Below are 13241 nucleotides of genomic sequence, written 5' to 3'. Positions count from 1 at the left end.
TGTGGGGGAGATGTTGCGGCAGCGACTGAGGGGGTGCCGAGCTCTCCGCGAACTCGGCAGCAGCCGATTATCCTCTGAGCACTCCACCTGTCGATTTCGTCACATTCGCGACGATCTTCTGAGTCAGCGCCTCGAAATCCTCATCCGTCAGCGTGCGCTCGGCCGGCTGGATCTGTACTTCGATGGCGATGGACTTCTTGCCCTCGCCGAGCGATGCGCCCTCGAAGATGTCGAAGACGTTGACGCCAGTGACCAGCTTGCGGTCGGCACCGACGGCGGCGCGGACGATGGCGCCGGCTTCCACCGACTTGTCGACCACAAAGGCGAAGTCGCGCTTGACGGCCTGGAAGGGAGAAAGCTCCAGCGCCGGCTTGGTGCGGGTCGCCTTCTTCTTCGGCTCGGGCATGGCATCGATATAGACTTCGAAGCCGGCGAGCGCACCCGACACGTCGAGCGCTTCCAGCGTCTTCGGATGGAACTCGCCGAAATAGCCGAGCACGACCTTCGGACCCATCTTTATGGTGCCGGAGCGGCCGGGATGATACCAGGCCGGGCCGCCCTGCTCGATCTGGATATTGCCCATCGGCAGGCCACAAGCTTCGATCACTGCAAGCGCATCGGCCTTGGCATCGAAGACATCGACCGGCTTGCCGCCGCCCTTGGCGGCGTTCGACCACATGCGGCCGGCGCCGGCAAGCGATGCCGTGCCGCGGCGGATACCGCCGGCAACACGCCGCTGGCCCCCGGGCGTATCGTTCTCGTAGGTGCCGGAGACTTCGAAGATCGCGACATCGCCATAGCCCTTGTCGGCATTGCGCTGCGCGGCCGACAGCAGGCCCGGCAGCAGCGAGGGCCGCATGTCGGACATATCAGCGGCGATCGGGTTCGCAAGCTTCAGCGCATTGGAGCCGCCGCCGAAGAGCTTCGCCTGATCTTCGGAGATGAAGGACCAGGTGACGGCTTCCAGCATGCCCCGCGAAGCCAGCGCACGCTTGGCGGTGCGCGTGCGGATCTGCAGTGTCGTCAGGATCTTGCCGTTGACGGCGGCATGGCTGCTAAGCGGCTGCGGCTTGATATTGTCAACGCCGTGGATGCGCATGATTTCTTCGACGAGGTCGGCCTTGCCATCGACATCCGGACGCCAGGAGGGAACGGCAACGGAAATGCGCTCGCCCGAACCGGAGACCGAGAAGCCGAGCTTCGTCAAGATCGACTTGCTCTCATCGGTCGAGACTTCGAGGCCGGTCAGGCGCTTGACTTCCGACAGCGGGAAATCGACGACCTTCGCCTCATAGCCCTTGTAGCCCTCGACGCGCGCCTTGGCGGCTGTGCCACCACAGCAGGCAAGAACCAGCTCCGTCGTGCGCTCGAGGCCAGGCACCATATATTCCGGATCGACGCCACGCTCGAAACGATAGCGCGCATCGGTGATGATGCCGAGACTGCGGCCGGTCTTGGCGATGTTCATCGGGTCCCAAAGTGCCGATTCGATCAGCACGTCGGTCGTGTTCTCGTCGCAGCCGGAATGCTCGCCGCCCATGATACCGCCGATCGATTCGACGCCGTTGTCATCGGCGATGACGACGTTGCCGGGGTTGAGCTTATATTCACGCTCGTCCAGCGCCAGCACGGTTTCACCGTCCCTGGCGCGGCGCACGACCAGATTGCCCTTGACCTTGGCGGCGTCGAAGACGTGCATCGGCCGGCCCTGGTCGAAGGTCATGTAGTTGGTAATGTCGACCAGCGCGCTGATGGGGCGCAAACCGATCGCGAGCAGGCGCTGCTGCATCCATTTCGGGCTCGGGCCGTTTTTGACGCCGCGCACGAGGCGCAGCGAAAAGCCGGGGCAAAGGCTGATATCGTCCAGCTCGATCTTGAGCTCGGTCGGCGTTTCGCCTTGGACAGGGAAAGTCGGCGTAAGGCGAGGCTTCAACGTACCGAGGCCTGAGGCGGCGAGATCGCGGGCGATGCCGTAGACACCGGTGCAATCCGGGCGGTTCGGCGTCAGGTTGATCTCGATCATTGGATCGTCGAGCCCGGCATAGGCGGCGAAGCTCGTACCGACGGGCGCATCTTCCGGAAGGTCGATGATGCCGTCATGGCTGTCGGAGATTTCGAGTTCCTTCTCCGAGCACATCATGCCGCGGCTCTCGACGCCGCGGATGTTGCCGATGGCGAGCGTCACGTCGATGCCGGGAACATAGGTGCCGGGGGCCGCGAAGGCGCCGACGAGGCCCGCGCGGGCATTGGGGGCGCCGCAGACGACCTGAACGGGCGCACCGCTACCGGTATCGACCATCAGCACCTTCAGGCGATCGGCCTGCGGGTGTTTTTCGGCCGAGAGAACCTTGGCGATGACGAAGGGCTTGAACGCCGCCTTGTCGTCAACCTCTTCCACTTCCAGCCCGATCATCGTCAGGCGGGCGCAGATCTCGTCGAGCGTGGCGTCGGTTTCCAGGTGCTCTTTCAGCCAGGAGAGTGTGAATTTCATGTGCTTTATCCCTTCCTTACGCGCTCAAACCGCCGAACAGCGTCGGCATGTCGAGCGGGCGGAAGCCGTAGTGGTTCATCCAGCGGACATCGGCATTGAAGAAATCGCGCAGGTCGGGCATGCCATATTTCAGCATGGCAATGCGGTCGAGGCCCATGCCCCAGGCAAAGCCCTGATATTCGTCCGGATCGAGACCGCCATAGCGCAGCACATTCGGATGCACCATGCCGCAGCCGAGGATTTCCATCCAGTCGGTGCCTTCGCCGAACTTGACGATCGGGCCGGAACGGTCGCACTGGATATCCACCTCGAAGGACGGCTCCGTGAAGGGGAAGAAGGACGGACGGAAGCGCATCGTCACATTGTCGACCTCGAAGAAGGTCTTGCAGAACTCTTCGAGCACCCAGCGGATGTTGGCGACATTCGCCGTCTTGTCGATGACGAGGCCTTCGACCTGATGGAACATCGGCGAATGCGTGGCATCGCTGTCCTGGCGGTAGGTCTTGCCGGGAATGATGATGCGGATCGGCGGCTTTTGCGCTTCCATGGTGCGCACCTGCACCGGCGAGGTGTGCGTGCGCAGCACCTTGCGCTCACCCTTTTCATCCGGCTGGAAGAAGAAGGTGTCGTGCATTTCGCGGGCGGGGTGTCCTTCCGGAAAGTTCAGCGCCGTGAAATTGTAGTAATCGGTCTCGACATCCGGACCCTCGGCGATCGAGAAGCCCATATCGCCGAAGATGGCGGTGATTTCGTCGACGATCTGGCTGATCGGATGGATGCGGCCGCGTTCGGCCGGCGAGGAGCGGACGGGAAGGCTGACATCGACCGTTTCGGCCTTCAGCTTCGCCTCGATCGCAGCATCGCGCAGCGCGCTCTTGCGGGCATTAATGGCATCGGTCACGGCGTTCTTCAGCGCGTTGATCGCTGCGCCGCGCGTCTGCCGTTCTTCCGGCGACATCGAGCCCAGCGTCTTCAGCAGTTCCGAAACCGAGCCCTTCTTGCCGAGCGCGGCAACCCTGACCGCCTCGATCGACTGCTCGTCGTTCGCCGCGGCCACCTCGGCCATGAGTTGGGTTTCGAGTGTTACGAGTTCCGTCATCTGATCCTGCCTTGCGGGCGGCGGGCTTGGAACGCCGCTCATTCCGCGGAATAATGGATGAACACCCACATCGGACTGCTTATAGCAAGGATGAGGCGCTGCAGATCACTACCCATGTGCAAGCGGCCAATCAACCGGGCAAATGACAAAAACACGCCAAGAATGCGGTCCTTGGTATTTGCCGCCCGATGCGCGACCCCTTTTTTGAGCCTCGCCCGACAAGACAGCCTGACACGATGGAAAAGCGTATGCTGCAAAACACAAAACCCGCGCCGGTTTCGCCAGCGCGGGTTTCATAATGAATTTACGAAAAACGTGCGAGGCAGCGTTAGTTAACGGCTGCTTCGAACTCGTTCTTCGTGCCGGCTTCCTTGAGATATTCAAGCGCCTTCTTCGAAGCGGCGACGAGCGCGCCGAAAGCGTCCGACTCATGGATTGCCATGTCGGAGAGAACCTTGCGGTCGACTTCGATACCAGCCTTGTTCAGACCGTCGATAAAGCGGCCATAGGTCAGGCCATGCTCGCGGACGGCAGCGTTGATACGCTGGATCCAGAGAGCGCGGAAGTTGCGCTTGTTAACCTTGCGGTCGCGGTAAGCATACTGCTTTGCACGATCGACGGCGGCCTTTGCGGTACGGATGGTGTTCTTGCGGCGGCCGTAGAAGCCCTTGGCTGCCTTCAGAACCTTCTTGTGCTTGGCGTGGGCGGTAACGCCTCTTTTTACGCGTGCCATGTCATGATCTCCTTAGTCTATAGCGTTACGAATAGTCTTAGAGACCGTTCGGCAAGTAGTTCTTGATAACCTTACGGCCATCCGGTTCTGCGAGAACCATGGTGCCGCGGGCATCGCGAATGAACTTGTTGCTACGCTTGATCATGCCGTGGCGCTTGCCAGCAGCGGCTGCCTTGACCTTGCCGGATGCGGTGATCTTGAACCGCTTCTTGGCAGAGGACTTCGTCTTCATCTTGGGCATTTTGCTACTCCTTCGATGCTTCCTGGCCTGCTTTGCTTAAAAGCCCTTCCCACAGATCCGGATTGACCGGGCTGCAACAAGGTGCCGGAGCGTTTGTTGTTGAACGGCGGATACGGTGACGAACCGCTCCACCAGCATTCTGAACTGCCACGGCATGCCCTGCCGGTCAGTTCGGACGCGCGCTTATAACCGCACTTGTCTTCAAGTGCAACGGTGCCAATGCGGGAATCTTTGCAGATCGATGACAGGCATGGCCCATGCCGCAGAAAAGGAAAAGCCGTCCAAGGGACGGCTCCGGCCTCTCTACTCCAACTTGCGCCTCACTTCGGCGCAAGTACCATCATCATCTGGCGGCCTTCGAGCTTGGGCTCGGCCTCCACCTTGGCGATCTCGATCGTATCTTCCTTGACCTGCTGAAGAAGCTTCATACCGAGTTCCTGGTGGGCCATTTCGCGGCCACGGAACTTCAAGGTCACCTTCACCTTGTCGCCTTCTTCGAAGAAACGGCCGATCGCCTTCATCTTCACCTCATAGTCATGGGTGTCGATGTTGGGGCGCATCTTGATTTCTTTGACTTCGACGATCTTCTGCTTCTTACGCGCCTCGGCGGCCTTCTTCTGGTTGGCATATTTCAGCTTGCCCAGATCGAGGATCTTGCAAACAGGCGGTTCAGCATTGGGGGAAATCTCTACCAGATCGAGACCGGCCTCCTCTGCCATTCTCAATGCCTGGTCGGTCGGGACGATGCCCATATTCGCGCCATCGGCAGCGATGAGCTGAACCTTGGGAATGCGAATTTCCCTGTTGGAACGTGGCCCGTCCTTTACGGGCGCATCGGTTTTAAAGGGTCTGCGAATGGTCGTATTCTCCACGAATTGTTTCGGATAGCTGCAGCCTCTCGCTCCCCGTCGGCGCAACTGACGGAAATGTCGTAAAAGCTGTGTTGAAGTCAATAGCATGACAGCAGGAAAAAAGCACCTCCCGCGTGTCAATAGAGTGTCGCGGAAGCGCGAGATGCGCGAAGGACACAGTATCTTCGGCAATTATATAGAGAGCCCAGCGAAAAGTTTGAGGATTTTTCAGGTCACGCTAGCGCGAATCTGTTTTATAGGGCAGAAAATCCGGGAGCTTTTCATGTCCGAGACCGCAACCATCCAACCGACCTTCCTTCCCGTCGGCACTGGCGACAGCGAGCGCCAGATCGCCATCATCCAGCGTGCTGCCGGCAAGGGTGCCAGGAATGTCAGCTTTGTCTGGTTATCCGGCTATCGGTCCGACATGAGCGGAACCAAGGCGCTGGAACTGGATGCGTTGGCGGCGCGGCTCGGTATCGGCTGCATCCGCTTCGACTATTCCGGCCACGGCCAATCCGGCGGCAAGTTCACCAACGGCACGATTTCGCGCTGGCTGGAGGAGGCGCTTGCCGTCATCGACCATACAAAGCCGAAGAAGATCGTTCTCGTCGGCTCGTCGATGGGCGGCTGGATCGCGCTCCGGCTCATCCAGGAACTGCGCAAGCGCAAGAAGTCCCCCATTATTGCAGGCCTCGTGCTGATTGCGCCCGCACCCGATTTCACCATCGACCTCATCGAGCCCAATCTTTCCGATGTCGAGCGGCGCTCACTGGCAGAGCGCGGCTATTTCGAAGAGCCGTCGGAATACAGCCCCGAGCCCAATATCTTCACCCGCGCACTCATCGAGGACGGCCGGGCCAATCGCGTGCTCACCGGCATCATCGAAACCGGCTGCCCCGTTCACATCCTACAAGGCATGGAGGATGCCGACGTGCCTTTCTCGCATTCGTTAAAGCTGGTCGAACACCTGCCGGCCGACGATGTGGTGTTAACACTTGTGCGCGATGGCGATCACCGCCTGTCGCGGCCGCAGGATCTGGAGCGCATGCTCGCCGTCGCCGAGACGGCGGCGCTGCATAATATGCCATAAAACAATGAGATAGCCGCAATACTCTTATCGCGCGGCCTCCTTTGCCGGCCGACGCGTGCGCGTGCATCATCGCAGGCAGCAGAGAATTACGGCGGCTATCCCCTCGATTGTGCCGAAATTAACCATATGAGCTGGTTCCCGCGTTAACACTTAAGTAACGATTGACTTCGCGCGCCCCCCTACATTAACAATTTGTTAACAAATGCAGGGACGATACAAGGATAGTGGGCGTGCGTATTAAGGGCTTGTTGATTGCCTTCGCTGCTATAGTTGCAATGTCATCGGCGGCGATGCCGGCACCTCAGCAGGGCGCTTCGATGACCGTCGGCAACGTGACTTCCCAGCCGATCGGGCACTACGACTTTTGTCAGAGCCATACCGACGAGTGCGGCCCGACCCGCAATGTCGGCCCGGTCGACATGAACGCCGCCGCCTGGGCGCTGGTCAATCAGATCAACCTGCGCGTCAACAAGACCATCCGCCCCGCGACCGACATGGAAGTCTACGGTCAGGAAGAATATTGGGAATATCCGAAAACCGCCGGCGATTGCGAGGATTTTGCTCTGCTGAAGCGCAGGCTTCTGATGCAGAGCGGCATTTCCGCCTCCAATCTGCTGATGACGGTCGTGCGCAAGCCCGATGGCGAGGGACATGCGGTGCTGACGCTGCGCACCAAGCAGGGCGATTTCATCCTCGACAATCTCGAAGACGAGATCAAGGTCTGGAACCAGACTCCCTATTCCTACCTGAAGCGCCAAGCGAGCTTCAACGCCGGCCGCTGGGTGACCATCGAAAACGGCAACGACGTCCTCGTCGGCGCCGTCAAGTAAGCGAAAGCCACAGGGTTAAACGCCGATAAGCCGGCCCATCGGACCGGCTTTTCGTTTTTTCATCGGGTATGAAGACGTCCGTTACTTTCCGGTAAGGGCGAATAGGTCATCACCACGAACGTCAACTGTTCTTATGGCTCTGCTGGCCTGCTTTGACGTGTTGTTCATGGGAACCACCTCGGGAGCCGCCAGTGTGCTGCTCGCGGGAGCCAGAAGAGGCATTCCGGGTGTTGTTCTCCATGTTCTTGTGGCTTTGCTGGCCAGCCTTGACATGTTGTTCGTGGGTTCCACCTTGGTTTGCCATTGGATATCTCCTTTGGTTTGCTGTCGAGGCCAAGAGCAGCCTCGTATTGCTAACCAATGGCGGTGGAAGGCGTTCCGACTTTTAACATTTCGTGATCGCAGAGTGTCTTCGCCCCTCCGAAGCGTCGGCCAAACATTGCCCATCCCTCGCCGCCGGCCCTTCGCTTGGGCATCCTGAGCTCGCCGAAGGGGCGTCCGACGGCCGAAACGATTCACCGGATCGTTTCGCCGGCTACGCCGATCGTGTCTCACCCATTTCCGATCAGAATGCCGGCACCCAGTACCAGCGAGCCCCCGAGGACGACCTGGAAGGCAGCCCGCAGGAAGGGCGTTTCCATATACTTGTTCTGAATGAAGGCGATGGCCCAGAGCTCAAAGAACACAACTACGGCCGCGGTGATCGTCGCGGTCCAGAAATGCGGAATGAGATAGGGCAAGGCGTGGCCGAGGCCGCCGAGCGCCGTCATGATGCCGCAGGCAAGACCGCGCTTGACCGGCGAACCGCGACCGGAAATCTTGCCATCGTCATGGGCCGCCTCGGTAAAACCCATCGAAATGCCGGCGCCGACCGATGCCGACAGGCCGACGAGAAAGGTCTGCCAGGTCTGCTGCGTGGCGAAGGCGGCGGCAAAGATCGGCGCCAGCGTCGAGACGGAGCCATCCATCAGGCCGGCGAGACCCGGCTGCACATAGGTCAGCACGAACTGCCGGCGCGCCTGTGCATCCTCCTCGTGCTTGACCTCTTCCGGCGTATGCTTCTCGCCAAGCATGCGGGCGACGTCTTCATGGCCCTGCTCGGCAAGCGCGAGATCGCCGAGAAGCTGCCTTGTCGAGGCATCGGATACCTGCTTGGCCGCTTCGACATAGAAATTATAGGCCTGCTGTTCCATGGCCTCGGCCTCGTTGCGCATGGCTTCGAGGGAGAGGTTCTTGCGCAGCCACTCCGGCTTGCGCTCGTAAAAGCCGCTCACATGCTCGCGCCTGATCAGCGGAATGCGCTCGCCGAAGCGGCGGCGATGCATATCGATCAGCGTCTTGCGATGGCTATCCTCGACCTCGGCCATATCCTCGAAGACCTTGGCGGACTCCGGATAGTGCGGACGGAGCGTATCGGCATAGGCGAGATAGATGCGCGAATCATCCTCTTCCGCCGCGATGGCGATCGCCAGAATCTCCTGTTCGGAAAGCGACGTAAAAGGACGTTTGGACGGGCGGAACAGGCCTAGAAGCATCGGAGGTAACCTTATAACTTTAGAATTATTCTAAATCTAAAGTCAGCCGATGCGCCGGTCAAGCGGGGATGTGCTGCCATGTGCCCTGAGCCAAAGATTTCACGATTCCATTGCGACAACGTCAGCAAATTGCGCGATGGTTTGACAGATTGCCGCAACATTCGATGACGCCTTGGGTCTGGCGGGCAAATTGCTTACATAGAGGGGAACAGATGGGATTTGCGGCGATGCCTCGCCCGAGCCCAGGAGACGATTATGGAACAGGAATTAAAGGTTCGCGCGGCTCACCTTGCCGGCATTCGCGAAAAAGCCGAGGCGGAAATGGCCGCTATGGGTATCGATGCGGCCTTCATCGACAGGCTGGTCGATACATTTTACGGACGCGTGCAAGCACATCCCCGGCTTGGACCGGTCTTCGACGGACGCCTTGCCGGACGCTGGCCGGACCATATGGAAAAGATGAAACGCTTCTGGTCTTCCGTTGCCTTCAAGAACGGCGCCTATGGCGGCAAGCCGGTGCAGGCGCATCTGGGCGTCCAGGGCATGGCCGCCGACCTCTTTCCGGAGTGGCTGACGCTCTTTTCCGAAACGCTTGACGACATCGCGCCCTCTCTGGAAGCAAAAGACTGGTTCATGGCAACGGCCGAGCGCATCGCCAAGAGCCTGACACTCTCGCTCTTCTATAATCCGGCGCTGGACGATCCCGCACGGAAGACGGTTTAAGGCAGACCGTGAAAATGCCGAGTTCGGCGGCGGATGCCGGCGATCGACAGCGGCAAGTCACTTCAAACTCGCCGCCGCAAGTCAGGCAGCCTATGCATGTGCCTTGCGATAGGTCGCGACCATCAGCCAGATCGCGGAAAACAGGAAGTAGAACGCTCCGAATGCCGCATAAGGCACGATATCCAGAATGGTCGGCGCAACCGTGCCAAGGGAGCGGCTCAGCATGAAACCGCCGGCGAGGGCCGACTGCGCGCCGCTTAAAATCATCACCCATTGTGTGCCATAGGCACGCCAGCGTCTCACTCCAGTATAGAGCTGCAGCAGGCCCGAGAGGATCGCCCAAGCCCCAAACACGGCCAGAACGGCATAGGTGCTATTATAGACGGCCACCACAACGGCCAGCGCCGTAGCGATGCTGACGACAACATTCAGCGCCTGCGACGGATTGACCTTAAGGCCGCCGTTAACCCGGGCGTCGACGAGATTAGCAAGGGCATCCCATAGGGGGTAAACGACAAGCAGAACGGCCGCGGGAAGCGGCTTTCCGCCGGCGAGAACCGCCGTAGCGATCCATACAATCGAGAATATTGCGCGTGTGAAGTAGTAGGATTGCAGCCAGTTGGGCCGCGGCGAAGTATGGCTTTGCATTCGATAGGCTCCTTATTTATCTACCTACTAGTAGGGAGACAATCTTGCGAGGTCAACACGAGGTTCGAACACCCTTTTGTGAGAAGCAGAAACGCTGCGGCATCTTGACAGCCAGCCTACCAAAAGGTAGGCAGCGACATGAAATCAATGACTTCGACCTCCGAAAAAATTCTCGACATCGCGCAGTCTCTCATCGTTGCGGGAGGCTACAACGGCTTCAGCTACGCCGACATCTCCGCCGCGATCGGTATTCGCAAGGCGAGCATCCATCATCATTTTCCGACTAAGGCCGAACTGGTCTCGGTGCTGGTGGACCGCTACAGACAACAGACGGAGGCCGGTCTGAAGTCTCTGCGCGAAGGTATCTCCAGCCCCGCAGGACAGCTGGCGGCCTATGTGACCTACTGGAATTCATGCATTCGGGACGCCTCGCTGCCCTTCTGTGTCTGCGCGATGCTGGCCAGCGAAATGCAGATGCTGCCCGAGCAGGTTGCATCCCAAGTGCGTGGCCATTTTCATAGCCTCGCCGGGTGGCTTACATCGGTGCTGCAAGCTGGGGCCGAGGATGGTCAGTTCCGGCTGGAGAAGCAGCCTGACGAAGAGGCGCAAATGCTGATGGCCTCGGTTCATGGAGCAATGCTCTCTGCAAGAGCTCTCGGCGATCCCGGGCTGTTCATCTCAATCGTTGCGCTTCAAATCGCCAGGCTCCAGGCGGATGATTAACAGGGAATATCGCGCAAATTCAAATAAGAGAGCTTTTAGCGGCAGCCTCAGGCTTTGGTGGCGAAGATCGTCGCCCCGATGCTGGCGGACACCACGAGCGCCGTGCCGAACATCTGTGACGGCGTCATCGGTTGCGACAGAATGACAAAACCGGCAAAGGCGCCGATGGCGGGTTCGAGGCTCATGAGGATGCCGAAGGATGATGTCGGCATGCGCCTGAGCGCTACCATTTCCAGTACATAGGGCAGCAGCGGCACGAGCAGCGCCAGGCCGGCAATTTCAAGAAGGCCGAAGGCAGTCAGATTAGGGACAGCAGAGGCATAGCCGAAGGGCGTGGAGACGACTGCCGCTACCAGCAGCGACATCGAAAGCCCTTCAAGCCCCTGAAAGGCATTGCCGACCTTCTTCGTCAAAAGAATGTAGCAGGCCCATCCCGCTCCGGCACCGATGGCAAAGAGAATGCCGGGGAGATTGCCGACCCACTCCTCACCGTCATAGGCCAGGAGCAGAACGCCGATTGCCGCAAGGATCGGCCAGAGAAGCTGGCGGCTCAACCCGAAACCGAGGGTCGCGACCAGCAACGGCCCGAGAAATTCGATGGCAACGGCAAGGCCCAACGGAATGCGCGCGATTGCCGAAAAGAAGAGGGTCGTCATCAGCGCCGATACGGTGCCGAGCGCCAGCACGCCCAGCCATTGCGAGCGGCTGTAGCTCATGACCTTAGGCCGGACAATGATCGCCAGCGCGATGGAGGCGAAGACGAGCCGCAGCCAGGTGGCACCCACCGGTCCATAGGCATTGATGATAGGGGACGATAGCGCCGAACCGAACTGGATACAGGACATGGACATGACGCACATCAGCACACCGGCGGCAATGCCGCCGGTCGATGGCGCAACATCCGGCTGCGACATCAGGGCCGCGCCGCCATCCGTGCCACTCTCGACAAGTTTCTGTTCCATAACCTCTCCCATCAGGCGAAGTTTTGTAGAAGCTCTAACTTGTGCTGGCAAATTCAAACTTTTCATCCTGCGATCAGGCGCTTTGATGCAAGAGTCGTTCAAGCCTCGAGGCCTTTCAGCACATTGGCAACGTTAAGGCCGATCTCGGGGACGCCATAGCCACCCTCCATGCAGACGAGGACAGGCAGACCCGCGGCGGCAATGCTCTCGCCCATGCGGACGAAATCCTGCGAGGTCAGCTTGAAGAAGGAGATCGGATCGCGCTCGAACGTATCGACACCGAGCGAGAGCACGATCGCCTCCGCGCCGAACAGCTTGATACGGGCAAGCGCATCGTCGAGTGCCGCCGACCAGGCCTGCCAACGCGTGCCGCGCGGCATGGGATAATTGCGGTTGGCACCCAAGCCATTCCCCTCGCCCTTCTCGTCGGCATGGCCGAGGAAATAAGGAAAGGCATGGATGGGATCGCCATGCAGCGACGCCGTAAAGACATCGCTGCGCCGGTAGAATATGTCCTGCGTGCCGTTGCCGTGATGGAAATCGACATCGAGTACGGCAACCTTGCCCGCACCATGATCGCGCAGGCGCTGAGCAGCAACGCCGGCATTGTTGATGAAGCAATAGCCGCCGAAGAGATCGATGCCGGCGTGATGGCCGGGCGGACGGCAGAGCGCAAAGGCGAAGCGGTTGCCGGCGTTGAGCCAGTCGGCACCGGTCAGCGCGCAGCGCATCGAGGCGAGCGCCGCCTCATAGGACCCCTTGGTAATCGAGGTATCGGCGGCGTTGGCATAGTGGCCGATCATGCCGACGATATTGTCAGGCACGCGCTGGCTGGTGCGCCTGACGGGGAAGGAATTTGCGATCGCCTCGCCCGTGTAACCGGCGGCGATCCAACGCTCCCAGACCGCGCCGAAAAAATCGAGATAGGCCGGATCATGGACCTTGCGCGCGGTCTCCAGCCCATGGGCTTCGGGCGCGACGACATCGGTAAAGCCCGCATCCTTGACGGCGGCCAGAATCCATTCGGCGCGGAAGGGTGCTTCGAAGGGCGTGACGAGCTGGCCATCATGCAGTTCGGTCTTGGCGTCCCTGAGCTTGTGATCCTCCGAATAGATGACCCGCATCGCTCTCTCCTCCATCGTCGGCTTGTTATCCTAACGACACGAAGGCTTACATGCATCGCGCCTCGGAAAAAAGAGCGGGTTTGGCCTTAAAGCCGGCTGATCCCTCCTCTGTCGCTGTCGCGACATCTCCCCTATAAGGGCAAGGGTATCGCATATGGGGTGGATCGGGCACCGGAAATTCCTTTCCC

14 protein-coding genes are annotated in these 13241 nt (G+C 59.8%); 4 read left to right on the top strand and 10 right to left on the bottom strand.

Going from position 1 to position 13241, the window contains the following annotated elements; genetic code table 11:
* Positions 1-67: 67 nt before the first annotated feature.
* From pheT to infC, 5 genes are all read right to left on the bottom strand, one after another.
* On the bottom strand, positions 68-2491 hold the full coding sequence (pheT, locus tag C7U61_RS01345; protein WP_106996345.1) for a phenylalanine--tRNA ligase subunit beta: 2424 nt from the start codon (positions 2489-2491) through the stop codon (positions 68-70).
* Positions 2492-2507: 16 nt separating this feature from the next.
* Complete coding sequence (pheS, locus tag C7U61_RS01340) at positions 2508-3590, bottom strand: phenylalanine--tRNA ligase subunit alpha (protein ID WP_106996344.1); 1083 nt, start codon at positions 3588-3590, stop codon at positions 2508-2510.
* 328 nt (positions 3591-3918) lie between these two features.
* Positions 3919-4323, bottom strand: a complete 405-nt coding sequence (gene rplT / locus C7U61_RS01330) for a 50S ribosomal protein L20 (protein ID WP_106996343.1) — start codon at positions 4321-4323, stop codon at positions 3919-3921.
* A 37-nt stretch (positions 4324-4360) separates the two neighbouring features.
* Complete coding sequence (rpmI, locus tag C7U61_RS01325; RefSeq protein ID WP_012759782.1) at positions 4361-4564, bottom strand: 50S ribosomal protein L35; 204 nt, start codon at positions 4562-4564, stop codon at positions 4361-4363.
* A 320-nt stretch (positions 4565-4884) separates the two neighbouring features.
* Positions 4885-5421 (bottom strand): translation initiation factor IF-3, encoded by a 537-nt coding sequence (gene infC / locus C7U61_RS01320; RefSeq protein ID WP_174176104.1) that lies wholly within the window; start codon positions 5419-5421, stop codon positions 4885-4887.
* Between the two features lie 277 nt (positions 5422-5698).
* Here infC and C7U61_RS01315 point away from each other — a divergent pair, with 277 nt between their 5' ends.
* On the top strand, positions 5699-6508 hold the full coding sequence (locus tag C7U61_RS01315) for an alpha/beta hydrolase (RefSeq protein WP_106996342.1): 810 nt from the start codon (positions 5699-5701) through the stop codon (positions 6506-6508).
* 230 nt (positions 6509-6738) lie between these two features.
* On the top strand, positions 6739-7338 hold the full coding sequence (locus C7U61_RS01310; RefSeq protein WP_106996341.1) for a transglutaminase-like cysteine peptidase: 600 nt from the start codon (positions 6739-6741) through the stop codon (positions 7336-7338).
* Positions 7339-7459: 121 nt separating this feature from the next.
* On the opposite strand, the gene C7U61_RS01305 is transcribed toward C7U61_RS01310, so the two are convergent.
* Both C7U61_RS01305 and mbfA read right to left on the bottom strand, forming a co-directional pair.
* A complete protein-coding gene (locus tag C7U61_RS01305; RefSeq protein ID WP_106996340.1) occupies positions 7460-7642 on the bottom strand; it encodes a hypothetical protein in 183 nt (60 codons plus the stop codon).
* 247 nt (positions 7643-7889) lie between these two features.
* A complete protein-coding gene (gene mbfA / locus C7U61_RS01300) occupies positions 7890-8873 on the bottom strand; it encodes an iron exporter MbfA (protein ID WP_106996339.1) in 984 nt (327 codons plus the stop codon).
* Between the two features lie 255 nt (positions 8874-9128).
* On the opposite strand from mbfA, the gene C7U61_RS01295 reads away from it, so the two are divergent.
* Positions 9129-9596 (top strand): truncated hemoglobin, encoded by a 468-nt coding sequence (locus tag C7U61_RS01295; protein WP_106996338.1) that lies wholly within the window; start codon positions 9129-9131, stop codon positions 9594-9596.
* A 90-nt stretch (positions 9597-9686) separates the two neighbouring features.
* Here C7U61_RS01295 and C7U61_RS01290 read toward each other — a convergent pair whose 3' ends face one another.
* Positions 9687-10244, bottom strand: coding sequence for a DUF308 domain-containing protein (locus tag C7U61_RS01290; protein ID WP_106996337.1), 558 nt, complete (start codon positions 10242-10244; stop codon positions 9687-9689).
* A 138-nt stretch (positions 10245-10382) separates the two neighbouring features.
* Between C7U61_RS01290 and C7U61_RS01285 the strand changes: the two genes are divergently transcribed.
* A complete protein-coding gene (locus C7U61_RS01285) occupies positions 10383-10967 on the top strand; it encodes a TetR/AcrR family transcriptional regulator (protein WP_106996336.1) in 585 nt (194 codons plus the stop codon).
* 47 nt (positions 10968-11014) lie between these two features.
* Here C7U61_RS01285 and C7U61_RS01280 read toward each other — a convergent pair whose 3' ends face one another.
* On the bottom strand, positions 11015-11929 hold the full coding sequence (locus C7U61_RS01280; RefSeq protein ID WP_181315763.1) for an EamA family transporter: 915 nt from the start codon (positions 11927-11929) through the stop codon (positions 11015-11017).
* 98 nt (positions 11930-12027) lie between these two features.
* Positions 12028-13053: a histone deacetylase family protein gene (locus tag C7U61_RS01275; protein ID WP_106996335.1), complete on the bottom strand. Its 1026-nt coding sequence runs from the start codon at positions 13051-13053 to the stop codon at positions 12028-12030.
* Between the last annotated feature and the right edge of the window lie 188 nt (positions 13054-13241).

The organism is Rhizobium sp. JAB6 (genome assembly GCF_003024605.1).
Taxonomy (GTDB): domain Bacteria; phylum Pseudomonadota; class Alphaproteobacteria; order Rhizobiales; family Rhizobiaceae; genus Rhizobium.
This window is presented reverse-complemented; position numbering and strand designations above follow the sequence as displayed.

Excerpts from the sequence above, each read along its gene's own strand:
- C7U61_RS01305 (WP_106996340.1), bottom strand. The coding sequence starts at position 7,642 with ATGGCAAACCAAGGTGGAACCCACGAACAACATGTCAAGGCTGGCCAG.
- rpmI (WP_012759782.1), bottom strand. The coding sequence starts at position 4,564 with ATGCCCAAGATGAAGACGAAGTCCTCTGCCAAGAAGCGGTTCAAGATC.
- rplT (WP_106996343.1), bottom strand. The coding sequence starts at position 4,323 with ATGGCACGCGTAAAAAGAGGCGTTACCGCCCACGCCAAGCACAAGAAG.
- C7U61_RS01280 (WP_181315763.1), bottom strand. The coding sequence starts at position 11,929 with ATGGAACAGAAACTTGTCGAGAGTGGCACGGATGGCGGCGCGGCCCTG.
- pheS (WP_106996344.1), bottom strand. The coding sequence starts at position 3,590 with ATGACGGAACTCGTAACACTCGAAACCCAACTCATGGCCGAGGTGGCC.
- C7U61_RS01285 (WP_106996336.1), top strand. The coding sequence starts at position 10,383 with ATGAAATCAATGACTTCGACCTCCGAAAAAATTCTCGACATCGCGCAG.
- pheT (WP_106996345.1), bottom strand. The coding sequence starts at position 2,491 with ATGAAATTCACACTCTCCTGGCTGAAAGAGCACCTGGAAACCGACGCC.
- C7U61_RS01295 (WP_106996338.1), top strand. The coding sequence starts at position 9,129 with ATGGAACAGGAATTAAAGGTTCGCGCGGCTCACCTTGCCGGCATTCGC.
- C7U61_RS01275 (WP_106996335.1), bottom strand. The coding sequence starts at position 13,053 with ATGCGGGTCATCTATTCGGAGGATCACAAGCTCAGGGACGCCAAGACC.
- mbfA (WP_106996339.1), bottom strand. The coding sequence starts at position 8,873 with ATGCTTCTAGGCCTGTTCCGCCCGTCCAAACGTCCTTTTACGTCGCTT.
- C7U61_RS01290 (WP_106996337.1), bottom strand. The coding sequence starts at position 10,244 with ATGCAAAGCCATACTTCGCCGCGGCCCAACTGGCTGCAATCCTACTAC.
- C7U61_RS01315 (WP_106996342.1), top strand. The coding sequence starts at position 5,699 with ATGTCCGAGACCGCAACCATCCAACCGACCTTCCTTCCCGTCGGCACT.